24 protein-coding genes are annotated in these 24460 nt (G+C 65.1%); 15 read left to right on the top strand and 9 right to left on the bottom strand.

Annotation, left to right across the window (positions count from 1 at the left end; genetic code table 11):
• Positions 1-33 precede the first annotated feature (33 nt).
• The 6 genes from C1A30_RS00735 to C1A30_RS00710 form a co-directional block, all read right to left on the bottom strand.
• On the bottom strand, positions 34-1179 hold the full coding sequence (locus C1A30_RS00735) for a thiolase family protein (RefSeq protein WP_101946607.1): 1146 nt from the start codon (positions 1177-1179) through the stop codon (positions 34-36).
• 5 nt (positions 1180-1184) lie between these two features.
• Complete coding sequence (locus C1A30_RS00730; protein ID WP_101946605.1) at positions 1185-1961, bottom strand: enoyl-CoA hydratase/isomerase family protein; 777 nt, start codon at positions 1959-1961, stop codon at positions 1185-1187.
• Positions 1962-1963: 2 nt separating this feature from the next.
• Positions 1964-3187: a CaiB/BaiF CoA-transferase family protein gene (locus C1A30_RS00725; protein ID WP_255413172.1), complete on the bottom strand. Its 1224-nt coding sequence runs from the start codon at positions 3185-3187 to the stop codon at positions 1964-1966.
• Entirely contained in the window at positions 3184-3939 is a 756-nt protein-coding gene (locus C1A30_RS00720; RefSeq protein ID WP_101946375.1) for an SDR family NAD(P)-dependent oxidoreductase, read from the bottom strand. The genes C1A30_RS00725 and C1A30_RS00720 overlap by 4 nt, the downstream gene beginning before the upstream one ends.
• The gene (locus C1A30_RS00715) at positions 3939-5105 is read right to left on the bottom strand and encodes an acyl-CoA dehydrogenase family protein (protein ID WP_101946374.1); all 1167 of its coding nucleotides are present in this window, start codon (positions 5103-5105) and stop codon (positions 3939-3941) included. The genes C1A30_RS00720 and C1A30_RS00715 overlap by 1 nt, the downstream gene beginning before the upstream one ends.
• Positions 5106-5204: 99 nt before the next feature.
• Positions 5205-6497 (bottom strand): amidohydrolase family protein, encoded by a 1293-nt coding sequence (locus C1A30_RS00710; protein ID WP_101946373.1) that lies wholly within the window; start codon positions 6495-6497, stop codon positions 5205-5207.
• 251 nt (positions 6498-6748) lie between these two features.
• On the opposite strand from C1A30_RS00710, the gene C1A30_RS00705 reads away from it, so the two are divergent.
• From C1A30_RS00705 to C1A30_RS00675, 7 genes are all read left to right on the top strand, one after another.
• The gene (locus C1A30_RS00705; RefSeq protein WP_101946372.1) at positions 6749-7279 is read left to right on the top strand and encodes a carboxymuconolactone decarboxylase family protein; all 531 of its coding nucleotides are present in this window, start codon (positions 6749-6751) and stop codon (positions 7277-7279) included.
• A 7-nt stretch (positions 7280-7286) separates the two neighbouring features.
• On the top strand, positions 7287-8618 hold the full coding sequence (locus tag C1A30_RS00700) for an SRPBCC family protein (RefSeq protein ID WP_101946371.1): 1332 nt from the start codon (positions 7287-7289) through the stop codon (positions 8616-8618).
• A complete protein-coding gene (locus C1A30_RS00695) occupies positions 8611-8940 on the top strand; it encodes a hypothetical protein (protein ID WP_067810255.1) in 330 nt (109 codons plus the stop codon). Before C1A30_RS00700 ends, C1A30_RS00695 begins: the two co-directional genes overlap by 8 nt.
• 82 nt (positions 8941-9022) lie before the next feature.
• Entirely contained in the window at positions 9023-10243 is a 1221-nt protein-coding gene (locus C1A30_RS00690) for an amidohydrolase family protein (RefSeq protein ID WP_101946370.1), read from the top strand.
• Positions 10227-10658 (top strand): nuclear transport factor 2 family protein, encoded by a 432-nt coding sequence (locus C1A30_RS00685; protein ID WP_101946369.1) that lies wholly within the window; start codon positions 10227-10229, stop codon positions 10656-10658. The genes C1A30_RS00690 and C1A30_RS00685 overlap by 17 nt, the downstream gene beginning before the upstream one ends.
• Positions 10655-11782: an acyl-CoA dehydrogenase family protein gene (locus tag C1A30_RS00680; RefSeq protein WP_101946368.1), complete on the top strand. Its 1128-nt coding sequence runs from the start codon at positions 10655-10657 to the stop codon at positions 11780-11782. Before C1A30_RS00685 ends, C1A30_RS00680 begins: the two co-directional genes overlap by 4 nt.
• A gap of 53 nt (positions 11783-11835) precedes the next feature.
• Positions 11836-12576 carry an acyl-CoA dehydrogenase family protein gene (locus C1A30_RS00675; RefSeq protein WP_101946604.1) on the top strand — a complete coding sequence of 247 codons (741 nt, stop codon included), beginning with the start codon at positions 11836-11838 and terminating at the stop codon, positions 12574-12576.
• Between the two features lie 99 nt (positions 12577-12675).
• On the opposite strand, the gene C1A30_RS00670 is transcribed toward C1A30_RS00675, so the two are convergent.
• Positions 12676-13458 (bottom strand): enoyl-CoA hydratase, encoded by a 783-nt coding sequence (locus C1A30_RS00670; protein ID WP_101946603.1) that lies wholly within the window; start codon positions 13456-13458, stop codon positions 12676-12678.
• Positions 13459-13467: 9 nt separating this feature from the next.
• Entirely contained in the window at positions 13468-14643 is a 1176-nt protein-coding gene (locus C1A30_RS00665; RefSeq protein ID WP_101946367.1) for an acyl-CoA dehydrogenase family protein, read from the bottom strand.
• Positions 14644-14829: 186 nt separating this feature from the next.
• Here C1A30_RS00665 and C1A30_RS00660 point away from each other — a divergent pair, with 186 nt between their 5' ends.
• The 5 genes from C1A30_RS00660 to C1A30_RS00640 all read left to right on the top strand — a co-directional run bounded on the left by C1A30_RS00660 (position 14830) and on the right by C1A30_RS00640 (position 20127).
• Complete coding sequence (locus tag C1A30_RS00660; RefSeq protein WP_200828118.1) at positions 14830-15483, top strand: TetR/AcrR family transcriptional regulator; 654 nt, start codon at positions 14830-14832, stop codon at positions 15481-15483.
• A gap of 50 nt (positions 15484-15533) precedes the next feature.
• Positions 15534-16346: an acyl-CoA thioesterase II gene (locus C1A30_RS00655; protein WP_101946365.1), complete on the top strand. Its 813-nt coding sequence runs from the start codon at positions 15534-15536 to the stop codon at positions 16344-16346.
• Between the two features lie 272 nt (positions 16347-16618).
• Positions 16619-17740, top strand: coding sequence for a cytochrome P450 (locus tag C1A30_RS00650; RefSeq protein ID WP_369974088.1), 1122 nt, complete (start codon positions 16619-16621; stop codon positions 17738-17740).
• A 40-nt stretch (positions 17741-17780) separates the two neighbouring features.
• Positions 17781-18620: a mycofactocin-coupled SDR family oxidoreductase gene (locus C1A30_RS00645; protein ID WP_101946363.1), complete on the top strand. Its 840-nt coding sequence runs from the start codon at positions 17781-17783 to the stop codon at positions 18618-18620.
• Between the two features lie 73 nt (positions 18621-18693).
• The gene (locus C1A30_RS00640) at positions 18694-20127 is read left to right on the top strand and encodes a wax ester/triacylglycerol synthase family O-acyltransferase (protein ID WP_101946362.1); all 1434 of its coding nucleotides are present in this window, start codon (positions 18694-18696) and stop codon (positions 20125-20127) included.
• Here C1A30_RS00640 and C1A30_RS00635 read toward each other — a convergent pair.
• Positions 20124-20930 (bottom strand): lysophospholipid acyltransferase family protein, encoded by an 807-nt coding sequence (locus tag C1A30_RS00635; protein ID WP_101946361.1) that lies wholly within the window; start codon positions 20928-20930, stop codon positions 20124-20126. The two genes, C1A30_RS00640 and C1A30_RS00635, sit on opposite strands and share 4 nt — an antisense overlap.
• An 89-nt stretch (positions 20931-21019) precedes the next feature.
• Between C1A30_RS00635 and C1A30_RS00630 the strand changes: the two genes are divergently transcribed.
• From C1A30_RS00630 to C1A30_RS00620, 3 genes are all read left to right on the top strand, one after another.
• Positions 21020-22084 (top strand): NAD(P)-dependent oxidoreductase, encoded by a 1065-nt coding sequence (locus tag C1A30_RS00630; RefSeq protein ID WP_101946360.1) that lies wholly within the window; start codon positions 21020-21022, stop codon positions 22082-22084.
• 10 nt (positions 22085-22094) lie between these two features.
• Positions 22095-22937, top strand: coding sequence for an SDR family NAD(P)-dependent oxidoreductase (locus tag C1A30_RS00625; RefSeq protein ID WP_101946359.1), 843 nt, complete (start codon positions 22095-22097; stop codon positions 22935-22937).
• 186 nt (positions 22938-23123) lie between these two features.
• Positions 23124-24458 (top strand): hypothetical protein, encoded by a 1335-nt coding sequence (locus C1A30_RS00620; RefSeq protein WP_101946358.1) that lies wholly within the window; start codon positions 23124-23126, stop codon positions 24456-24458.
• Positions 24459-24460 lie beyond the last annotated feature (2 nt).

Here is a 24460-nt window from a genome sequence, read left to right as displayed (position 1 = left end):
TCCATCGCTAAGCGATGAGTTCTACTTCCATCGCTAAGCGATGAGTTCTACTAGCGTGGCGTTGGCCGTGCCACCGCCTTCGCACATGGTTTGCAGGCCGAAGCGAATCCCGTTGTCGCGCATGTGGTTGATCATGCGGGTCATCAGCACCGCGCCCGATGCGCCCAGCGGGTGGCCGAGTGCGATGGCGCCGCCGAGCGGGTTGAGCTTGTTCTCGTCGGCTCCGGTCTCGGCCAGCCACGCCAACGGCACGGGCGCGAAGGCCTCGTTGACCTCGAACACCCCGACCTCGTCGATTGTCACGCCCGCCTTGTGCAGCACCTTTTCGGTGGCCGGGATCGGCCCGGTCAGCATCAGCACCGGGTCGGCCCCGGTCACGGCGCCCGCCCGGTAGCGCACGATCGGCGTCAGACCCATCGTGACAGCGTTGTCGGCCGTCATCACCAGCAGCGCCGCCGCGCCGTCCGAGATCTGCGACGAGTTGCCCGCGTGGATGACGCCGTCCTCCTTGAACGCCGGCTTGAGACCGGCGAGTTTCTCGACGGTGGTGCCGCGGCGGATGCCCTCGTCGGCCACCACGGGTTCACCGCCGGTGAAGACCGGCATCACTTGGGTTTCGAACGCGCCTTCGTCCTGCGCCTTGGCGGCAAGCTCGTGGGACCGCGCCGAGTATTCGTCGAGACGGGTGCGGGAGAAGCCCCACTTCTGCGCGATCAGTTCCGCCGAGATGCCCTGGTTGAACGAGAAATCCCCGTAGCGGGCAAGCACTTTGGGTCCGTACGGCATGCCGGTGGCGCGGGCGGCGCCCAGCGGCACCCGGCTCATCACCTCGACGCCGCCTGCCACCACGACGTCCTGCTGACCGGACATCACCGCGTGCACCGCGAAGTCCAACGCCTGCTGGCTCGATCCGCATGCCCGGTTGACGGTGGTGCCGGGGATGGTCTCCGGCCACCCGGCGGCCAGCACCGAGTAGCGACCGATGTTGCTCGACTGGTCGCCGACCTGCGAGACGCAACCCCACACCACGTCGTCGACGATCTCGGGGTCGATGCCTGCACGTTCGGCCAACGCGTTGAGCACGATCGCCGACAGGTCGGCGGCGTGCATATCCGACAGTCCGCCGTTGCGCTTGCCGACGGGCGTGCGCACCGCCTCCACGATCACCGTTTCACGCATGTTGTCTACTCCGATCTCGGTACGGCCCACCGACCAGTGAACACCGCGTCGCGTTTCTGGGCGAACGCCGCGTAGGCCTCGATTGAGTCTGCGGTAGCGAAGTTGCCCGGTTGCGCCCGGGCCTCGTTGGCCACCGCCTCACGCAGGGTCGCGTTCGCCCCGTCGTTGAGCAGCGCCTTGCTCTGCGCCAACGCGACGGGCGGGCCCGCCGCGAGTCGGCCCGCCAGGTCCGCGACGAACGCGTCTATCTCGTCGACGGCCCGCACCCAGGTGACCAACCCGAGCGAGCGCGCCTCGTCGGCGTCGATGGTCTCGGCCAGCAGCACCAGACGCTTGGCCTGCTGCAGGCCTACCAGTTTCGGCAGCAACCAGGAGCCGCCGAGGTCGACGGACAGCCCGCGTTTTGAGAACACTTGGCAGAAGCGCGATTCGGGCGTCGCCACCACGAGATCACAGCCGAGCGCGAGGTTCCATCCAGCGCCGACCGCCACCCCGTCGACCTTCGCGATGGTCGGGATGGCCAGCTCATGCAGTGCCAGCGCGACGTCGGTGAGCCGGCGCAGTTTGTGTCTGGGGTGGATGTCTTCGGGCGTGGAGATGTCCGCGCCGGAGCAGAACGCGCCGCCTGCGCCGGTGATCACCAGCGCGCGCACATCGTCACGGGCGGTGGCCCGTAGCGCGTCGGCCAGCTCGTGCCAGAGCTGCGGATTGATCGCGTTCTTGCGCTCGGGGCGGTTCAGCGTCAGCGTCCGCACGCCGTCGGCATCGGAAATCAGCAACACGCTCACGAGTACGTTGGCCCGATCACGTTATCGGCGCGCAGCCGGTCGATGTCCTCGGCGGTCAGCCCCAGTTCGTGCAGCACCGTGTCGGTGTGTTCGCCGAGGCCGGGCACCGCGCCCATGGGTTGTTCGAAGCCGCGGATCACCGGCGGCGGGCGCAGCGCCTGGATGTCGCCCTTGGGTGTGGCCACGGTGCGCCAGCGGTCCCGCGCGGTCAAGTGCGGGTGCACCACGACTTCGCTCGGCAGGTTGTAGCGGGAGTTGCCGATTCCTGCGGCGTCGGCGATCTTCTGGATTTCCGCGAGATCGTGCTGTTTGCACCAGGATCCGATGGCCTCGTCGAGGATCTCGCGGTGCGCACAGCGGCCCGGGTTGGTGGCGAACCGCGGATCGTCGGCCAGGTCGGGGCGCTCGATGATCCCCCTGGCCACCCGTTGCCATTCGCGGTCGTTGGTGGTGCCGAGCACGACGGTCTGGTCGTCGCGGGTGGCGAATGCGCCATAGGGGGCCACCGCGGGTGAGCCGACGCCGAGCGGCTCCTGGTCGATGCCGGAGTGCTGGGTGTAGGTCAGCGCGTAGCCCATGACGTCGGTCATCACGTCGAACAGGCTGAGTTCGACGGCGGGCGCGGGCGTGTCTTGGGGCCGGTGGGTGCGGCCGAACAGCAGCGCCAGGATGGAGATCGCGGCGTACAGGCCGGTGCTGAAGTCCGCCATTGCGGGCCCGGGTTTGGCAGGCATCCCCGGATACCCGGTGATGGCGCAGGATCCCGATTCCGCCTGCACGAGAAGGTCGTACGCGCGCTTGTGCGAGATGGGGCCGCCGGGCCCGTACCCGTCGATTTCGACGGGGATGACGTTGGGGTGACGTTCGGCGAGATCGGCTGCGGAGATACCCATCTTCGCGGTGGCGCCGGGGGCGAGGTTCGACACGAAGGCATCGGCGCGGTCCAGCAGCCGGTGCAACAGCTCAAGGCCCGCAGCCGATTTGGTGTTGAGAGTGATCGATTCCTTGCCGCGGTTGCACCATACGAAGTGCGCGGCGAGACCACCCGGTCCGTTGACCACGTCGTCGTAGTGACGCGCGAAGTCGCCGCCGTCGGGATTCTCCACTTTGATGACGCGGGCCCCGAAGTCGGCGAGGACGCGTGTGCACATCGGCGCGGCGACGGCCTGTTCCATGGCCACGACGGTGACACCGGCAAGCGGTGCAGGTGACGTCGTCACATCACCATGCCGCCGTCGACGGGCAGCACCTGCCCGGTGATGTACGACGCGGCGTTCGAGGCCATGAACACGAAGGCGCCCGCGATCTCCGACGGCTCAGCCCACCGCTTCATCGGGATGCGGTTGCGCATGTTGGCCGCGAATTTCTCGTTGGTGCGGATGGTTTCGGTCATCGGCGTCGCCGCCAACGGGGCCAACGCGTTGACATTGATGTTCTTGGTCGCCAGTTCGCGGGCCAGCGATTTGGTGAAGCCGATGATGCCGGCCTTGGCCGCCGAATAGTTGACCTGGCCGAGCGTGCCGGTGAGGCCGGCGGCCGACGTCACGTTGACGATGCGGCCGGTGCCGTCGGTCGGGATGTACGGCAGCGCCGCCTGCGTGACGTTGAAGGCGCCCATCACATGGATGTCGAAGAGCAGTCGGAACGACTCCTGGGTGGTCTTCTCGAACATCGCAGGTTTGGTGACGCCCGCGTTGTTGATCACGACGTGCAGCGCACCGTCGGCAAGCGCCGCTGCCTGCGCCGCGGCCGCGTCGGCGGAGTCGCGGTCGGACACGTCGAGCGCGGCGGACTCGGCCCGGCCGCCCGCATCCGAAATGCGTTCGGCCACAGCGGCGGCGGCGTCCTTGTCGAGGTCGGTGACGAGCACAGCGGCGCCCGCTTCGGCCAGCGCGGTTGCCACCGCTGAGCCGATTCCGCCTGCGGCCCCGGTCACCAGGGCCGAGCGGCCGGTCAGGTCGAAATACGTCATCAGTAGCTCCTGGGTAGGCCGAGCACGTGTTCGCCGAGGAAGTTCAGGATCATCTCCTGACTGACCGGCGCGATCTTCATCAGCCGCGACTCGCGGAAGTACCTCGACACGTGGTACTCCTCGGAGTAGCCCATCCCGCCATGCAGTTGCAGGGCGCGATCGGCCGCGCCGAAGCCGGCGTCGGCACACAAGTACTTGGCCGTATTCGCCTCGCGCCCACAGGGTTTTCCGTTGTCGTACAACCAGGTTGCCTTGCGCAGCACCAACTCCGCGGCGTCGAGCCGCGCCAGGGAGTCCGCAAGCGGGAACTGCAAACCCTGGTTCATGCCGATCGGCCGGTTGAAGACGACCCGTTCGTTGCCGTACCTGACGGCCTTCTCCAGCGCCACCCTGCCGATGCCGAGCGCCTCGGCGGCGATCAACATCCGCTCGGGGTTGAGCCCGTCGAGGATGTACTTGAAGCCCTTGCCTTCCTCGCCGACGCGGTCGGAGACCGGCACGATCAGGTCGTCGATGAAAACCTCGTTGGAGCTCACCGCATTTCGGCCCATCTTGTTGATCGGCCGGATGTCGACGTGGTCGCGATTCAGATCGGTCAGGAACAGCGTCATGCCGTCGGTCTTCTTGGTCACCTCGTCGTACGGCGTGGTGCGCGTCAGCAGCAGGATCTTCTCCGACTCCAGCGCCTTGGAGATCCAGACCTTTCGACCGTTGACGCGATAGTGGTCGCCCTCGCGCTTGGCGAAAGTGGTGATGCGTGAAGTGTCAAGCCCCGCACCGGGTTCGGTGACGCCGAAGCAGACGTGCAGGTCGCCGTTGACGATTCGCGGCAACGTCGCTTTCTTGAGTTCCTCGGAGCCGTGCTTGACCACCGGCTGCATGCCGAAGATCGACAGGTGGATGGCGCTGGCACCATTCATCGCCGCGCCCGAGCGCGCGACCTCCTCGAGCAGCAGGGTGGCTTCGGTGATGCCGAGGCCGTGTCCGCCGTATTCCTCCGGGATGGTCATGCCGAGCCAGCCGCCCTTGGCGATGGCGTCGTAGAACTCCTGGGGGAATTCGTGCGCCTGGTCCTTCTGCATCCAGTAGTGGTCGTCGAACTTGCCTGCCAGCTCGGCGACGGACTTGCGGATCAGCTCCTGATCCTCGGTCAGCTCGAAACTCATCCCGCCGGGCACTGCGTCATCTCCTCAGGTCACATAGCAGTACGCCGGTGCGTGAAACGGTCCATTCGCACCGGCGCACTTCACACTAGAAACTACGACTTAGTCCTTATTGCCGGTCAACTCCTTGGCATTCGCGGCGAAGTCCGCGAAGTTCGCGCCGCCATGCTCGTGCTTGGACAGCGCCTGGATGGAGACGTCGTGGCCCTCGGCGGCCTTGCGCAGCGCGCCGACCGTGGCCTGCTCCTTCGAGATGTGGGTGAACGGGTCCCAGTGATACCAGCGCATCGCGTTTTCGAAGGTCATCTTGTTGACCTCGTCGTCGGGGACATTGTTGGCGGTCAACACCTCGTGCAGCTGCTCAGGCGCCCCCGGCCACATGCTGTCGGAGTGTGGGTAGTCGGCTTCCCAGCAGATGTTGTCGATACCGATCTCGTTGCGCAGTTTGACCCCCACCGGATCGGAGATGAAACAGGTCAAGAAGTGCTCCCGGAACACCTCCGAGGGCAGCTTGCCCTTGAAGTCCTGGCCGGTCCAGGTGGAATGCATCTCATAGGTGCGATCCGCACGCTCCAAAAAGTAGGGAATCCAGCCGGTACCACCCTCACTCAACGCGACCTTGAGATCGGGGTACTTCTTGATCGGCTTGGACCACAACAAATCCGCCGCGGCCTGCACGATGTTCATCGGCTGCAAAGTGATCATCACATCCATCGGCGCATCCGGCGCGGTGATCGCCAACCGGCCCGACGACCCGATATGCACATTCATCACCGTGTCGGTATCCACCAACGCCTCCCACAACGGCGTCCAGTAATCATCATGAAACGACGGATACCCCATCGCGGCCGGATTCTCGGTGAACGTCAACGCATGCACACCGCGTTTGGCGTTGCGGCGCACCTCGGCCGCGCACGCTTCGGCGTCCCAGATCACCGGCAGACACATCGGAATGAACCGCGCCGGATACTGCCCGCACCACTCCTCGACATGCCAATCGTTGTAGGCCTGCAACAACGCCAACGAAAACTGCGGATCCTCAGTGGCGAACAACCGGCCGGCGAAACCCGGAAACGACGGAAAGCAGATCGAGCCCAGAATGCCTCCGGCATTCATGTCCTTGACCCGCTCATCGACCTTCCAACACCCCGGCCGGATCTCATCCAAACCCTGCGGCTCCAGCCCGTACTCCTCCTTCGGCCGACCCGCAACCGCATTGAGCGCCACATTCGGGATCACCACATCACGGAACTGCCAAGTATCCGAACCATCCGGGTTATGCACCAACCGCGGCGCCTCATCCAAATACTTCTTCGGCAGATGATTCTTGAACATGTCCGGCGGCTCGACCACATGGTCATCCACGCTGATCAGAATCATGTCCTCTTTATTCATGCCTGTTCCTTCCGTCGGCGCCGGAGCACCGTTGGACCAGTGATGTTCTCTATCTCAGGAAACTACCTTCTCATACAGCGAGAATCAATGTCCGTAACCGGGCACATAGGCCGCAGGCAGCACCGTTGCGCCCGCGCGGGCGCGTCGGTGACCGGCGGTTCTGATTGCTCGCATTGACCAATTGCCGAAAAGGTGGAAACCTATTGGCAAATAATGAGAATCTGATTCTCGCGAGTGAGAGGAGACGGTCCGTGCGGGTATCCCCGCTGCCGGCGGAGGAGTGGGACGACGCTGTCGACCACGCCCTGTCTGGCCTGCTGCCCCCTGAGCGCCGCAATCCCGAGGCCGCGGGCAACCTGCTGGCCACGCTCGTCCGGCATCCGAAGCTGACCCGGGCCTTCCTGCGTTTCAACAGCCACCTGCTGTACTCGTCGACGCTGTCGGCGCGCCTGCGAGAGCTCGCGGTGCTGCGCGTCGCGCACGTGCACGGGTCCGAGTACGAGTGGAACCACCACGTCCGGATGGGCAAGGAAGCCGGACTCACCGACGAGGTGATCGACGGTATCCAGCACGGCGAGGCGTCCGACGGACTCGACCAGGCCGTATTGCGCGCCGTCGACGAACTCCAAGACAAATCGGTGATCTCGGACGCGACGTGGGCGTCGCTCTCGGAGCATCTCGATGAGCGACAGCGGATGGATCTCGTCTTCACGATCGGCTGCTATGGCGCACTTGCCATGGCCATCAACACCTTTGGCGTAGAACCCGACCAGGAGAGGTAGTTCAACAGTGGCATTCTTCCCGAAACCGGCAGCCGGTAGCTGGACAGAGAACTGGCCGGAGCTCGGCACCGCGCCCGTCGACTACACGGATTCGATCGACCCAGAGCAGTGGAAGCTCGAGCAGCAGGCGATCTTCAGAAGGTGCTGGCTGAACGTCGGCCGCATCGAACGGCTGCCCAAGAAGGGCAGCTACTTCACCCGCGAGATGCCGTCGGCAGGCGTAGGAACCTCGGTGATCATCGTCAAGGACGGCGAGAACGAGGTGCGCGCCTTCTACAACATGTGCCGCCACCGCGGAAACAAGCTGGTGTGGAACGACTATCCGGGCGAGGAAGTGTCCGGTACGTGCCGCCAGTTCACCTGCAAGTACCACGCTTGGCGCTACTCCTTGAAGGGCGATCTGACCTTCGTTCAGCAGGAGGGCGAGTTCTTCGACCTGAACAAGGCCGACTACGGCCTGGTTCCGGTGCGCTGCGAAGTGTGGGAAGGCTTCATCTTCATCAACTTCGACAACGATGCCGAACCGCTCGTCGACTATCTCGGCGACTTCGCGAAAGGTCTGGAGGGCTATCCCTTCCACGAAATGACCGAAACGTATTCGTACCGAGCCGAAGTCAACTCGAACTGGAAGCTGTTCATCGACGCGTTCGTCGAGTTCTACCACGCGCCGGTCCTGCACATGAAGCAGGCGGTCAAAGAGGAAGCCGAGAAGCTGGCCAGCTACGGCTTCGAGGCCCTGCACTACGACATCAAGGGCCGCCACTCGATGATCTCGTCATGGGGCGGAATGAGTCCGCCGAAGGACGAGAGCATGGTCAAGCCCATCGAACGGGTGCTGCACAGCGGGTTGTTCGGCCCGTGGGACCGGCCGAAGATCAAAGGCATTCTGCCTGACGAATTGCCGCCTGCCGTCAATCCGTCACGCCATCACGCCTGGGGTCAGGACTCGTTCGAGTTCTTCCCGAACTTCACGCTGCTGTTGTGGGCGCCGGGCTGGTACCTCACTTACCACTACTGGCCCACCGACGTGGACAAGCACATCTTCGAGTGCACGCTGTACTTCGTCCCGGCCACGAACACCCGCGAGCGACTTGCACACGAACTGGCGGCGGTCACCTTCAAGGAGTACGCGTTCCAGGACGCGAACACTCTGGAGGCCACCCAGACGATGATCAATACCCGGGTGGTCAAGGAATTCCCGTTGTGCGATCAGGAGATTCTGCTGCGTCACCTGCACAAGACAGCGTGGGACTACGTGAACGCCTACAAGAAGGAGAAGGGTCTGACCAACGGCCAGACCCCAGCCACGGCCGCCGAGAAGGACGCGATCAATGCCTAAGTTGCCCGAGGAGTTCGCCGACCTCGAACGGTTCACCGACTGGTGCCTGCCCACCGAGGAAGAGCGCTACCAGAAGCGGTTGTCCTCGACCATGGCCGAGATGCAGGAGTTCTACGACGCCGCGTTCCCGCGACTCGAGGCCGTGATGGAGTACTGCGACGCCAGGTTCCCGTTGGACGGCATGCCCGACGACGCCAAGGCGCTCATCCACATGATGCAGTCACTGGTGAACGTGTCGTTCCCGATCGAGGTGTGGAAACAGCCCCGCGTACTCGACAGTGGCGCAACATACATCACATGCATCAAGGAGCCGGTGGTCTGAACGTGCACAACACCCCGCCGAAACTACGGTTCCTGATGGAATTCGGCGGAAATCCGTCAACAACCGTAGTCTCGGCGCGATCATGCTGACCCTGAAGGCGGCCGGTCTGCTCGACGTCGACGCCGGCGAGATCGTCCGGCCCGGGATCGTTCGGGTCGAAGGCGACCGGATCGTCGGCGTCGGAGGCGCCGCAGACGGTGACGTCATCGATCTCGGCGACGCGATCCTGCTGCCCGGCCTGATGGACATGGAGGTCAACCTCCTGATGGGCGGGCGCGGCGAGAACCCCGGCCTGTCGCAGGTGCAGGACGATCCGCCGACCCGCATGCTACGCGCGGTGGGCAACGCCAGGCGCACGCTGCGCGCGGGCTTCACCACTGTGCGCAACCTCGGATTGTTCGTCAAGACAGGCGGTTACCTGCTCGACGTCGCGCTGAGCAAGGCGATCGACGCAGGCTGGATCGACGGGCCGCGGGTGATCCCCGCCGGCCATGCGATCACCCCGACCGGTGGGCATCTCGACCCGACGATGTTCGCGGCGTTCATGCCAGGCGCGCTTGAACTGACGGTCGAAGAGGGCATCGCCAACGGCGTCGACGAGATCCGCAAGGCCGTGCGCTATCAGATCAAGCACGGCGCGCAGTTGATCAAGGTCTGCGTTTCAGGTGGGGTGATGTCGCTGACCGGTGAGGCCGGCGCACAACACTATTCGGACGAGGAACTGCGCGCCATCGTCGACGAGGCGCACCGCCGTGGGCTCAAGGTGGCAGCCCACACGCACGGTGCCGAGGCGGTCAAACACGCCATCGAGTGCGGCATCGACTGCATCGAGCACGGCTTCCTGATGGACGACGAAGCCATGAAGATGATGGTGGACAACGACCGGTTCCTGGTCACCACCCGACGGCTGGCGGAGGCCATGGACGTATCCAAGGCGCCAAAAGAGTTGCAGGACAAGGCCGCCGAAATGTTTCCCAAGGCGCGCACGTCGATCAAGGCAGCCTACGAGGCGGGCGTGAAGATCGCCGTCGGCACCGACGCGCCCGCGATCCCGCACGGCCGCAACGCCGACGAACTGGTCACGCTGGTCGAGTGGGGCATGCCCGCCGACGCGGTGCTGCGCGCCGCCACCGCGGTCGCCGCGGACCTGATCGACAAACCGGACCTGGGCCGCATCGCCGAGGGCAATCTCGCCGACATCATCGCGGTGCCCGGCGATCCACTGGCGGATATCAGCGTTACACGGGATGTCAACTTTGTAATGAAGGGCGGTAAGGTCTTCAAACATGAGCAGTCGAATTGAGGATCTGGTCGAGATCCAGCAGACCCTCGCCAAGTACGCGGTGACGATCACGCAGGGCGATATCGACGGGCTGATTTCGGTGTTCACCCCAGACGGCACCTACAGTGCGTTCGGCTCCACCTATACGCTGGCCCGCTTCCCCGAACTGGTCGACGCCGCGCCCAAGGGGTTGTTCATGACGGGCACCGCGCTGATCAACCTCGATCCCGACGACCCGGACGCCGCCACCGGAACCCAACCGCTGTGCTTCATCGAACACTCCAAGCACGACATGCGCATCGGCTATTACAACGACACCTACGTCCGCACCGAAGACGGCTGGCGGCTGAAAACCCGTGCCATGACCTTCATTCGGCGTAGCGGCGACCACGACTCCGGCCGCCCCCACGCGATCGGTAGGCCGGAAGCAGGATGACGGGCGACCTGTACGACCCCGTCGCATTCCGCACCGCACTAAGGGAATGGCTCAACGAGAACGACCTCACTCCCCCGCCGGGTGACGACTCCCTCGACGCGCACCAGACACAGCACCTTCGCGTGCTGAAGGCGTTGTACGACGCGGGTTGGATGCGGTACGGCTGGCCGGAATCGGCAGGCGGCCTGGGCGGCCCCGACATCCTGCGCGCGATCGTCGGCGAAGAGATCGTCGGACGCGGAATCGACCATCCCGGGCCGTATTCGATGCTCGACGTGCTGACCCCGACAATGATCGACTACGCGCGGCCGGAATTGGCCGCCGAGATGGTGCCGCGGCTGCTGTCCGGCGAGGAATCGTGGTGTCAAGGCTTCTCCGAACCGGGCTCCGGCAGCGATCTGGCGTCGCTGAGCACCCGCGCCATCCAAGACGGCGATCAGTGGATCGTCAACGGCCAGAAGGTGTGGACCAGCTTCGCCCAGTACGCCACCCGGTGCATCCTGCTGACCCGCACCGGTGACGCAGACACCCCCAACCACGAGGCACTCACCGCGTTCTTCGTCGATCTGGACAGTCCCGGCGTCACGGTGCGTCCATTGCGCACCATGCACGACGTCGACGAGTTCTGCGAGGTGTACTTCGACGACGTGGCGGTGCCCGCGAACCGGATGCTCGGCAACCCCGGCGACGGTTGGCGGCTGGCCATGGATTTGCTGCCCTACGAGCGCTCGACGTGCTTCTGGCAGCGCGTCGCGTACCTCTACTCGCGGTTCGACGCGCTGATCGACGAGGTGAAACGGCAAGGGCAGAGCGTGGATTCGGATCTGGGCGAGACGTATCTGGCGCTGCACACCCTGCGCTGCCGGTCCAGGGCCACCCAGCACCGACTCGGCGACGGCCACAAGCTCGGTCCCGACACCTCGATCGACAAGGTGTTACTGGGCAGCGCAGAACAGCGACTCTTCGACACCGCGCGCGATCTGCTGCCCGGCGCCGTTGAACTCGACGAAACCCCATGGCGCACCGAGTATCTGTACTCGCGGGCGGCCACCATCTACGGCGGCACCGCCGAAGTGCAGCGCAACATCATCGCCCGCCGACTGCTGGACCTCGGGAAGGAGTGAAGGTGACCGAGAACTCCGAACTCGATCTCCTCGAGGACGGGCTGCGCAAGACCATGCTCTCAGCGTCCGGCACCGATCTGGATGCCGCCCTGGCGGACATGGGCTGGGCCGACATGCTGTCCGACATGCCGGACGCAGCGATCCCGCTGGTGTTCCGGCTGCTCGGCGAAACCGGTTCGCACGCTTCGGTTATCAACGACGTGCTGCTCGAGACCATCGGCGGTCTGCCCGGCGGGACACCGCCCATGCCGTACGCCGGCGGCGGATGGGTGGTGTGGGAACGCTCGAACAGCGTCGACTCGACACTTGGCGGGCTGCCGCTACGACGCGTGCCCGACGGCGAGTTGATGCGGATGGGCGAAGCCCGCCGGGCGCTGGGCTGGTGGCTGGTGGGCTCGGCGAGGGCGATGCTGAGCCTGGCCCGCCAGCACGCGCTCGACCGGGTTCAGTTCGGTCGGCCGATCGCGTCGTTCCAAGCGGTCCGGCACAGGCTGGCCGAGACGTTGGTGGCCATCGAGGGCGCAGAAGCGACGCTGATCCTGCCGGGCACAGAGAGTCCCGACCTGAGCGCGATGCTGGCCAAAGCGGCCGCGGGCAAGGCCGCACTGACCGCCGCACGGCACTGCCAGCAGGTGCTCGGCGGCATCGGCTTCACCGCTGAACACGACCTGCACCGGCACGTGAAGCGGGCGCTGGTGATCGACGGATTGCTCGGCAGCGCAAAGGAACTCACCCGCCGGGCCGGGGCGGGGCTGCGGGCGCGCGGATCGGCACCAAGGCTGGCCGAGCTCTAACCCGTGATGTAACCCTTCCTGCGCGCGAGTGACCGTGTCTGTACGGCGACACGCCGGTGAGCGCGTACATTTTGGGGTCGCTCGGCGGGAGGGGCGAGGCTATTTGATGTTGGCCTTCATCTCGTCGAGGTTCACCAACACCGGCCACCCGCCGACACTCAGCGCGTTGCCGTGGCCGGTCTGGTGAATGTCGAACACCGACTGGATGGCCGCGTAGAACCCCTGCACATCAAGAGTCTGGTTGACGGCGCGCTTGGCCTGGCGCAGCGCGAACGGCGGCATCTTGGCGATCTGCTCGGCCAAGGCGCGGGTCTCGGAATCGAGCTCGGCCCGCGACACGACACGGTTGACCATGCCGGTGCTCAGCACCTCTTCGGCTGTCATCGAGCGGCCGGTGAACAGGATCTCCTTCGCCTTTCGCGGCCCCAATTCCCAAGTATGCCCGTGATATTCGACGCCGCCGATGCCCATCAGCACGACCGGGTCGGAGAACTGCGCGTCGTCGGCGGCGATGATCAGGTCACACGGCCAGCACAACAGCAGTCCACCTGAGATGCACCGGCCCTGGACCGCGGCGATCGACGGCTTGGGGACGTTACGCCAACGCAGGGTGTACTCGAGATACCGCTTGGCCTCGTGCTGGATGATGAAGTCGAGCGTGATCTTGTCCGGCACCGGCCCGCCGCCCCGCAGATCATGTCCCGCAGAGAAGTGCTTTCCGTTGGCGCGCAGGATGATCACCGCGACATCGGGGTCCTCGGCAGCGCGGGTCCAGGCGGCGTCGAGTTCGTCGAGCAGTTCCGGATTCTGCGCGTTGGCGGCTTCCGGCCGGTTCAGTGTGATGGTGCCGATGCGATCGGCGACCTCGTAGTCGATGTACACGGTCATTCCTCAATTTCGGGGCAAGCCCAGCCCTCGCTGGGCGATGATGTTTCGCTGGATTTCCGAAGTGCCGCCGGCGATGGTGCCGCCGAATGACCGGACGTAGCGCTCGAACCAGCCGCTGCGGTACAAGTCGAGATGGTGCGCGCTGTACGGGCCCGACATCGCGGGATGCACCAGGGCGTCAGCGCGCGAGGCGCTCATAGCGTGTTCGGACGCCGTCTGTGAGGCTTCCGACCCGAACAGCTTGAGCACCGACAGCGCGGCGGGATCCTCGTCGCCGCGCGCCGCGCGCGCCAACGCGATCGACCCCATCAACCGCAACGCCTGGTTGTCCATCACCAGCGTGGCGTACCGGTCACGGTTGAGGGCAGTGGCCGGCCGGAAGTCCTCCACCAACTCCTGCAGTCGGTCGGCGTAACTCAGCCACAACATGTTTCGTTCGTGCCCCAGCGAGCCGCTGGCCACCCGCCAGCCCTCGTTCAGCGGTCCGACCAGATTCTCGGCGGGCACCCGCACGTCGTTGAAGAAGACCTCGTTGAAGTCCAGATCGTCGCGGTCGCACGCGGACGCGAACGGGCGACGGACCACACCGGGTAGGTCCGTCGGAATCATCAGTGCGCTGATCCCCTTGTGCTTGGCGGCATTCGGATCGGTGCGAACAAAAGTCAGCAGCACATCCGCGTCGTGGGCACCCGACGTCCACACCTTCTGCCCGTTGACGACGAAGTGGTCGCCGTCTGACTCGGCCCGCGTGCGCAGCGACGCCAGATCGGAGCCCGCCCCGGGTTCGCTCATCCCCAGCGAGGCCGTCATCTCCGCGCGCAGGATGGGCACCGCCCACCGTTGTTGTTGTTCCGGCGTGCCGAAGGAGATCAGCGACGCGGAGATGATGCCGACGCCCTGCGGATTGAACGTCAGATATACGCGGCGACGTGCCAGTTCTTCCTGGTGCACGTACTGCTGCAACAACGTTGCGTTTCGGCCGCCGAACTCGGGTGGATAGCCGGGCAACAACCAGCCGTGGTCGAACATCAACCGTTGCCAGCGCCGCGCCCACTGCGGCACGTGACTGCTCGATCGCGACCGCGCCAGCGCCTCGGCCTCGGAGGGAAGGTGCTCGTCCAGGAAGGCCGCGAACTCCGCGCGGAAGGCCTCGACGTCAGCGTCGAAGGTCAATTGCACACGGCGCTCCCGGGAAGAAAAATCCAAAGGCTACTGTTATCTCCAAAATGAGAATACTATTCTCATGATGAGAAAGTTACAATCTCTGGCACGTAAACCGCGAGGGGGTCGAGGACCGCGATGGCAAGGCGTTCTCCGGTACAGTCAGTGCATGTTCTCCCCAATCGGCCTGGATCCGAGCCGCCGGTGACCAGTCCCAGCGAAGAACCCGCCTGGAAGCAACGCGCGGTCGAGCGATCGATCAAGACAGCGAAGCTCCGGGCCGCACAGCGCGTTCAGCGGTTCCTCGACGCCGCCCAGGCGATCATCATCGAAAAGGGCAGCACCGACTTCACCGTCCAAGAGGTCGTCGACCGTTCGCGGCAGTCCCTACGCAGCTTCTACCTGCAGTTTGATGGTAAGCACGAACTGCTGCTCGCGTTGTTCGAGGACGCTCTGAGTCGCTCCGCCGATCAGATCCGGGCCGCCACATCGAGCCAGAAAGACCCCCTCGAACGCCTCAAAGTCGCCGTCCAGCTGCTGTTCGAGTCCTCGCGGCCCGACCCGACGGCAAAGCGGCCGCTGTTCACCGACTTCGCACCCCGGCTACTTGTCTCCCATCCGTCCGAGGTCAACATCGCCCACGCACCGCTGTTGGCGCTGCTCACCGAGCTGATGGAAGCGGCGGCCGAGGCCGGCCAATTGCGCCAGGGCATCAATCCCAAGCGGATGGCCGCGATGACGATGCAGACCGTGATGTTCGTCTCGCAGCACAGCGGCGAGCCTGAGGACGGCGCCGGCCACCCGATCACCGCGGACGAAGTCTGGGACTTCTGCTCCCACGGATTCGCCGCCAGCTAGCGCGAGAATTACGTTCTCATAGCCGTAGAATCGGGCTTACACTGGCGTGCGTGTCCGATCTCTGGCCCGATCTGCTCGCGTGCCTTGATCTTGACCCGGTCACCGGCGGCGACGGGGTCACCGAGTTCGAGGGCCGCAATCAGCAGCTGGAATACCACCGGATTTTCGGCGGGCAACTGCTCGCACAGTTCATCCGGATCGCGTCGACGGTATGTCCGGACAAGGTCGTCAAGTCACAGCACGCGGTGTTCGCCCGCGAAGGCACCGCCGACGAACCCGTCCGCTATCAGGCCACCCGGCACCACGAGGGCCGCTCTTTCGCCACCGTGACCATCACCGCCCGGCAGAGCCGCGGGGTGGTCGCGACATCGTCGGTCTGCATGCACGTCGTGGAGGACGGCCCGTCCCGCCAATCCGTCGCCGACGCACCCGAAGTCCTGGGCCCCGAGCATCGAATCGCGCTCGACCTCATCCCGTGGGAAAGCCGAACGACGGTGGACCTCAACGCCACAACGACCGGTCCGCCGGAGTTCGAAGTGTGGATGCGCACGCCCGCCGTTGACACGGACCTGGCGCAGGCGCTGGCCGCCTACAGCACCGACCTCACTCTCATCGGCACGGCCCTGCGGCCGATGGCCGGGGTCAGCCAGCGCGGCAACGGAACATGGTTCACCTCCGCGGTCACGTCCCACACCATGTGGTTTCATCGCCCCTTCCGCACGGATTCCTGGTTCCTGCTGCGGCAGCACAGCCCGGTGCTGGCGCACGGGCGCAGCTTCGGCAGGGGCGACATCCTGACCGAGGACGGCACACTGGTCGCCTCCTACGGCCAGGAAGCCCTCCTGCGTTTCCCAGGCGAATAGGCGAACCCGTTGCGGCACAACACAACCCCCGATCACCCTGTTGAGAAGCGAATTCTTCTAAGCGGAGAGCTTAAGTTGCGAAAAAGGAGTCCGTTGTTGACACCCGCGGGGACCCGGTGCCAGAGTTGTGAGACAAATGCAGTACATATGTCTTACGCCTCCGGGATGCAGCGAAAGGCAACACCGTGACGATCAGTGCGGAGAACTCCGACGTGCAGGACACCGCGACAGCGGACGAGTTGTATTACGACCCGTACAGCGTCGACCTCAACATGAACCCGTACCCGGTGTTCGCCCGCATCCGCGAAGAAGCGCCGCTGTACTACAACGACAAGCACGACTTCTACGCATTGAGTCGTTTCGACGATGTCAACAAAGCGCTCATCGACCACGAGACATTCATCTCCGGCCGCGGCGCGTTGCTCGAGATCATCAAGTCCGGCATGGAAATCCCGCCCGGCACATTGATTTTCGAGGATCCGCCGATCCACAACATCCACCGCAACCTACTGTCGCGGATGTTCACCCCCCGCAAGGTGCTAGCCCTGGAACCACAGATCCGTGAGTTCACCGCCCGGTGCCTGGACCCGCTGATGGGCACGGGCCGTTTCGATTTCGTCAACGACCTCGGTGAGCAGATGCCCATGCGGGTGATCGGGATGCTGCTCGGCATTCCGGAAGAAGACCAGCGCCGGGTCACCGACCACGGTGAAGCCACCCTGCAGAACAAGGAAGTGGAACTGCTGGCCACCGGCGAGGTGTTCGCCGAGTTCATCGACTATCGCACCGAGCACCCCTCTGACGACATCATGACCGATCTGCTCAATGCCGAATTCACCGACGAGACCGGCACTTTGCGGCGACTACGGCGCGACGAACTGCTGATGTACCTGACCGTCGTCGCCACGGCGGGCGCAGAAACCACCACCCGGCTGATCGGCTGGGCAGGCAAGACGTTGGCCGAACACCCCGACCAACGTCGCGAACTGGCCGAGAATCCCGCGCTGATCCCACAGGCGATCGAGGAGATCCTGCGCTGGGAACCGCCCGCGCTCCAGATCGCGCGATACGTCACCCGCGATGTCGAGTACCACGGTCAGACGGTGCCGGAAGGATCCGCAATGCTGATGCTGGTCGGTGCCGCCAACCGTGACCACCGCCGCTTCCCGCCGGACGGCGACGTGTTCGACATTCATCGAGAGCAGCACTCGCACATGACATTCGGGGCTGGGACTCACTTCTGCATGGGCAATGCGCTGGCCCGTCTCGAGGGCCGTATCGCGCTCGAGGAGATTCTCAAGAGGTTCCCGACCTGGGAGGTGGACTGGCCGAACGCTCGTCCGTCGCAGACGACCGCCGTCCGCGGCTGGGAGTCCATGCCCACTTTCATTTGACAACCGACAGAAAACAACCATCAGTAAAGGGACGACAGACATGGCAGGACGTGTAGAGGGCAAGGTCGCTTTCATCACCGGTGCGGCACGTGGGCAGGGCCGCGCGCATGCGGTGCGGTTGGCCCAGGAGGGCGCCGACATCATCGCCGTCGACATCTGCAAGAAGATCGACACCGTCGACCTGATCGCCGCCTCCACGCCGGAGGATCTGGCCGAGACCGCCGATCTGGTCAAGGGCCACAACCGGCGTATCTATACCGCCGAGGTCGACGTCCGCGACTACGACGCGCTCAAAGCCGCCGTCGACACCGGCGTCGAACAACTCGGCCGCCTCGACATCATCGTGGCCAACGCGGGCATCGGCAACGGCGGCCAAACCCTGGACAAGACCAGCGAAACCGACTGGACCGCCATGATCGACATCAACCTGGGCGGGGTATGGAAGACCGTGAAAGCCGGTGTGCCACACATCCTCGAGGGCGGGCGCGGCGGCTCCATAATCTTGACCAGCTCAGTGGGTGGGCTCAAGGCCTACCCGCACACCGGCCACTACGTCGCGGCCAAACATGGTGTGGTGGGCCTGATGCGCACCTTCGCCGTCGAACTCGGTGCGCAGAACATCCGGGTCAACTCGGTGCACCCGACCAACGTGAACACCCCGCTGTTCATGAACGAACCCACCATGAAACTGTTCCGCCCCGACCTGGAGAACCCGGGCCCCGACGACATGAAGGTCGTCGGCCAGCTGATGCACACGCTGCCGATCGGCTGGGTCGAGCCCGAGGACATCGCCAACGCGGTGCTGTTCCTGGCATCCGACGAAGCCCGCTACATCACCGGCGTCACCCTGCCGGTCGACGGGGGCAGCTGCCTCAAATAACGTGCGACTAGCTCGCTGAAAGCGACACGATCTTGCCCGTCGCGGTGCTTCGATAGACCGCGGGGGGTGGAACGTGAAGCGACTCAACGGCATGGACGCCATGCTGCTGTACAGCGAAACGCCGAATCTGCACACGCACACGCTCAAGGTGGCCGTCGTGCATGCCGCCGAGTTCGACGGCGAGTTCACTTTCGACGTCTTCCGCCGCACCATCGCGCGGCGACTGCACCTGCTGGACCCGCTGCGCTACCGACTCGTCGACATCCCGTGGAAGCTGCACCACCCGATGTGGCTGCAGGACTGCCCGGTCGACCTCGACTACCACCTGCGACGCGTCCCGGTGCCCGCACCCGGCGGGCGCAGAGAGCTCGACAAGGTGATCGGTGAGATCGCCAGCACCCCGTTGGACCGATCGAAACCACTGTGGGAGTTCCATTTCGCCGAAGGCATGACCGACGACCGGTTCGCACTGATCGGCAAGGTGCACCACACACTGGCCGATGGAGTCGCATCGGCCAACCTGCTGGCCAGGCTGATGGACCTGGCAGGCCCGTCGCAGGACGAGCACGACGACTATCCCGTCTGCGAACCGCCCACCAGGCGCCGGTTGCTCTGGGCAGCGCAACTCGACCACTGCCGCAACATCGCCGCATTACCTGCGCTGCTGCGCGATGCGGCGCAGGGGGCGACGCGGGTCCGTCGAAGAGCACGCGAGCGCGACGACGATGCCGATATGGCCAAGATGTTCAAGGCCCCGCCGACGTTCCTCAACCACATCGTCTCCCCCGCACGGACATTCGCAACAGCATCGCTGTCGTTGGCCGACGTCAAGGAGACCGCCAAACACCTCGGCGTCACCTTCAACGACGTCGTGTTGGCGATGGCGGCAGGCGGCCTGCGCGAGTTGCTGCTGCGCTACGACGGACGCGCGGATCAGCCCATCCTCGCCTCCGTCCCCGTCAGCACCGACCGGTCCCCGGACCGGATCACCGGCAACGAGATCAGCGGCCTTGCCGTGTCGCTGCCGGTGCACATCGACGATCCGCTGCAGCGGGTGAAGTTGACCGCCCTCGCGGCGACCAGGGCGAAGGAAGACAACGAGTTGTTGGGACCGCGTCTGCACGGCCGGCTGATGGAGTATCTGCCGCCGCCGCTGACTCCAGCCCTGTTCCGATGGCAGTCGAGACGCGCGTCGCGCAACAAGATCATGAACGTCGCGGTGTCCAACGTGCCGGGGCCGCGACAGCGCGGGCACATCGGCGGCGCGCCGGTCAGCGAAATCTATTCCGTCGGAGTGCTTTCCGCGGCCAGTGCATTCAACATGACGTTCTGGAGCTACGTCGACCAACTCGACATCGCGGTGTTGTCCGATGACCGCACCTTCAACGACACGCACGAGGCGACGGACGCGATGATCCACGCGTTCGGCGAGATCCGCCGCGCGTGCGGACTGGCCGACGCGAGAACCGTCGACACCGCAATGGCCCCTGCGAAGGCAGGCGGCTAACCCAGCACCGGGAACCGGCGCTCGCGGGCGAGTTCGTCGAGCGCCTGCTGCATCACCGCGCGGACGTGCAAATCCACCTCGTCGATGTCCGGGTCGTCACCGAACTCGGCGGTGATGTCGATGGGATCGAGTACCCGCGTGACGATCTTCGACGGCAGCGGGAGGTTCGGCGGGAAGATCGCCGACAATCCGAACGGGAAGCCGAAGCTGATCGGCAATATCGCCATGCGCGCCTTTGTCAGACCCAACCGACGGGCAATGGAATCGCCTCTGGCGAGGAACAATTGGGTCTCCTGCGCGCCGATCGAGACCATCGGCACGATCGGCACCCCGGTTTGGATGGCGGTCCTGACGTAGCCCGTGCGGCCGGCGAAGTCGATCACGTTCTCCGTGAACGTTGGCCGGTACGAGTCGTAATCACCGCCGGGGAACACCAATACCAGGGCGCCGTCGCGCAATGCCTTGGCCGCGTTCTCCCGACTGGCTTCGATGACTCCGGCACGGCGCAACCAGTCCCCGATGTTGGCGATGAACACGCCGTAGTGCGCCAGCGTGTACACCGGCCGGTCGAATCCGAACGCGTCGTAGAACGCCGGCGCGAAGATCAGTACATCGGGCGTGAACATGCCGCCGGAGTGGTTCGAGACCAGCAGCGCCCCACCGGCCTTCGGGATCGACTCCAGACCACGCACCTCGGCCCGGAAGTACCGCTTGACCAAAGGCCCCAGTCGACTGGCGATCTGCCGAGTGAACGTCGGGTCCCACTTGGCGGTCTCTGGCTGGTTCCCCCGGCTGCTGCTCATGCCTGACCTGTTCCCCAAGTCGTTCCCCCAGAATCCGAGTATGCTACTCTCGCAAAAAGAGAATACCATATCCGCAGCTAGGAGCGCATTTGCCTGACACAGTGCTGGTCACGGGCGGCTTCGGACTGGTGGGCTCGGAAACCGTCAAGCGCCTGGCCGCAGACGGCCGCCGCGTGGTCGGCGCCGACCTCGATACGCCCGCGAACCGCAAAGCGGCCGCCAAGCTGCCCACCGGCGTCGAGGCCCGTTGGGCCGACCTGACAGACCCGCAGCAGGCGCAGCGCCTCATCGCAGACGTCGCCCCGGCGGCGATCATCCATCTGGCGGCGATCATTCCGCCTGCGATCTACCGCAATCCGAAACTCGCGCGACGCGTCAATGTCGATGCGACCGCCACCCTCGTCCGCATCGCCGAAGCGCAGCCGACGCCCCCGCGCTGGGTGCAGGCGTCGAGCAATGCGGTGTTCGGCGCGCGCAACCCCCATCGGTTCAGGGCGCCATTGGGCGCGGATGAACCCATGAAGGCGTCAGATCTCTACAGTGCGCACAAGATCGAGGCCGAGCAGATCGTCCGGTCATCGCGCCTCGACTGGGTCGTGCTCCGACTCGGTGGCGTGATGTCGGTCGACCCGTCCGCCATGCCGCTCGACGCCGACGCGGCGTACATCGAGAGCGCTCTGCCCGCAGACAACCATGTGCACATGGTCGACGTGCGCGATGTCGCGTTCGCGTTCGCCGCGGCGACCACCGCCGATGTCGTCGGCGAGATCCTGCTGATCGCCGGTGACGACTCGCACAAGATGCAGTACAGCGACGTCGGGTCGGCGCTGTCCGAAGCGCGCGGGATCAAGGGCGGTCTGCCCAAGGGTCGGCCGGGCAACCCCGACAACGACGACGACTGGTTCGTCACCGAGTGGATGGACACCACGCGCGGGCAGGAAGCCCTGCAGTTCCAGCATCATTCGTGGCCGGACATGCTCGCGGAGATGCGCGCGAATGCCGGATGGACGCGGTACGTGCTGCCGTTCTTCGCCCCCCTCATTCGGGCGGTCCTGCAGCGGCTCGGCGCCTACTGGAAGCAACCCGGGCAGTACGCCGATCCGTGGGGCGCGATCCGCCGCAAGTTGGGAGAGCCGGGCCCCGACAAGCCGTAGTGTTCGCGGCGTGGAGAGTTTCGAAGGGCGCGCAACAGTAATCACCGGTGGAGCGAACGGCATCGGCTTCGCCACGGCGCGAGAGTTCGCCCGTCGCGGCGCGCGGGTGATGATCGCCGACATCGACCGGGGCGCACTGGACAGTGCGGTGTCGACGCTGCGCGGGGACGGCGTCGACGCCCACGGCGTCGTCTGCGACGTGCGCAAGCTCGACGACGTGACCAATCTCGCCGACGAGGCGTTCCGCGTCTACGGCGAAGTGCACGTGGTGTTCAACAACGCCGGCATCGCGTACGCGGGCCCGATCGCCGAAACCAGCCACGACGACTGGCGGTTCGTCATCGACGTCGACCTGTGGGGCCCGATCCACGGCGTCGAGGCGTTCCTGCCCCGGCTGATCGCCCAAGGCGGCGACAGTCACATCGTGTTCACGTCGTCGTTCGCCGGGTTGATTCCCAACGTCGGGCTGGGACCGTACTGCGTGGCGAAGTACGGCGTCGTCGCGCTCGCCGAAACCCTGGCTCGCGAGGTGCGGCCGAACGGCATCGGGGTGACAGTGCTGTGCCCGATGATCGTGGAGACCAACCTGCTGGCCAACACCGAACGCGTGCGCAGTTCGGATTACGGCCCGGCCACGCCCTCGGCCGCCGAGTCGGTTCAGCAACTCGCCTCCGATCCCACCGACGACTCGGTGCTCGCCGTCGACGACGTGGCGCGGTTGACGGCCGACGCGATCCTGACCAACCGCCTCTACGCGCTACCGCACCGCGCGGCGCGAGACTCGATCCGGCGGCGCTTCGAACGCATCGACCGCACCTTCGACGATCAGAACGCCGACGGCTGGTCGCACTGACCTGATCCAGATCCCAAGCGCTGCACCGTTTTAGGGCCCGCAGCGGGTGGCACACCAGCGCGCGCATCGGGGACCGTCGTTTACATCGTTGAAACGATTTTCGTCGATTTTTGCGCTGTGAATGCTTGTATTCGACTTACCACGGTGTTTAGATGCCATAAATCGACCTACGAAGGGACGTTGCCCATGGCATCCGCCGCCGACCTGGCCACGACACTCGCAGCACAAGGCGTGCGATACGTGTTCGGCTACTACGTCGATATCCATGGCGTCCCGAAGAGCAAGTGCGTCCCCGTGACGTCGCTCGAGTCGATGGCAAACGGTTCGGAGCTCTACACGGTGGGTGCGCTGGAGGGCATGGGCGAGCTCGGACCACATGAAGACGAATGTCAGGGCTTCCCCGACCTCGACCGGCTCGTCGTGTTGCCGTGGGATCCGCAGATCGCACTCGCCCCGGCCACCCTCAAGTTGGAGAACGAGCTCTATTCGCAGGACTCCCGCAACGTGCTGCTCCAGCAGGTCGAGCGGGCAGCCGATATGGGCTTCGTCGCCAACGTTGGCATCGAGCCGGAGTTCTACGTTATCAGGGAGACGGAAACCGGTTGGGAGCCACTGGTTCCCAGCGACCGGCTGAACGAGCCGACGCGCGGCTACGACCTCGAGGCGACCATCCTGGCGCGGGACTTCCTCGACCCGATGGCCCAGTACATGGCCGATCTGGGGTGGGGCCTGTACTCATTCGACCATGAGGGCGGCGACGGTCAGTACGAGTTCAATTTCAACTACGCCGACGCGCTGACGATGGCCGACAGGATGGTGATCTTCCGTCTGATGGCCAAGCAGTGCGCGCGCAAACTGGGCTGCATCGCCACCTTCATGCCCAAGCCCTTCCAGGACGATTTCGGATCGGCTGCGCACATCAACATCAGCCTTGCCGACGCCACCTCGGGCCGCAACGTGTTCGCGGCCGCCGACGGCGGGGGTTACAGCGACCTGGCGCGGCAATTCACAGCGGGCGTCCTCGCTCACGGTGACGCCATCACTGCGGTCACCTGCCCGACGGTGAACTCCTACAAGCGGTTCACCAGCAAGGGCTTCATGGACGAAATCTCCTGGGCGCCAATCTATCGGGCGTGGGGCAACAACAACCGGACGCTGATGTGCCGGCTGCCGGTGAACCGGCACTGCCTCGAGGTGCGCACCGCCGACGCCGCGGTGAACTACTACCTGGGGATCGCGATGGCGCTCTCGGCGGGCCTCGACGGCATCGAGAACAAGCTCGATCCCGGTGAACCGCTGAACGTCGACACGTACAAGCTGGACCCCGCCGAGCTGCGGGATATGGCTCTGCCGAACACATTCGAGCGCGCGCTGGCGGCATTCGAATCGGACGACCTGGCGCAACGCACGTTCGGCAAGGACTTTCACCGAACGTTCTTCGACTACATGAGTCGCGAGTGTCACGAGTACCAGTCGGTGGTCACCGATTGGGAAACCCGCACCTACCTGCAGCGGGTCTGACG

The sequence above is a fragment of the Mycobacterium sp. 3519A genome (assembly GCF_900240945.1).
Lineage (GTDB): Bacteria > Actinomycetota > Actinomycetes > Mycobacteriales > Mycobacteriaceae > Mycobacterium.
The sequence above is the reverse complement of the archived record's forward strand: the minus strand, read 5'-3'. Positions and strand labels throughout refer to the sequence as shown.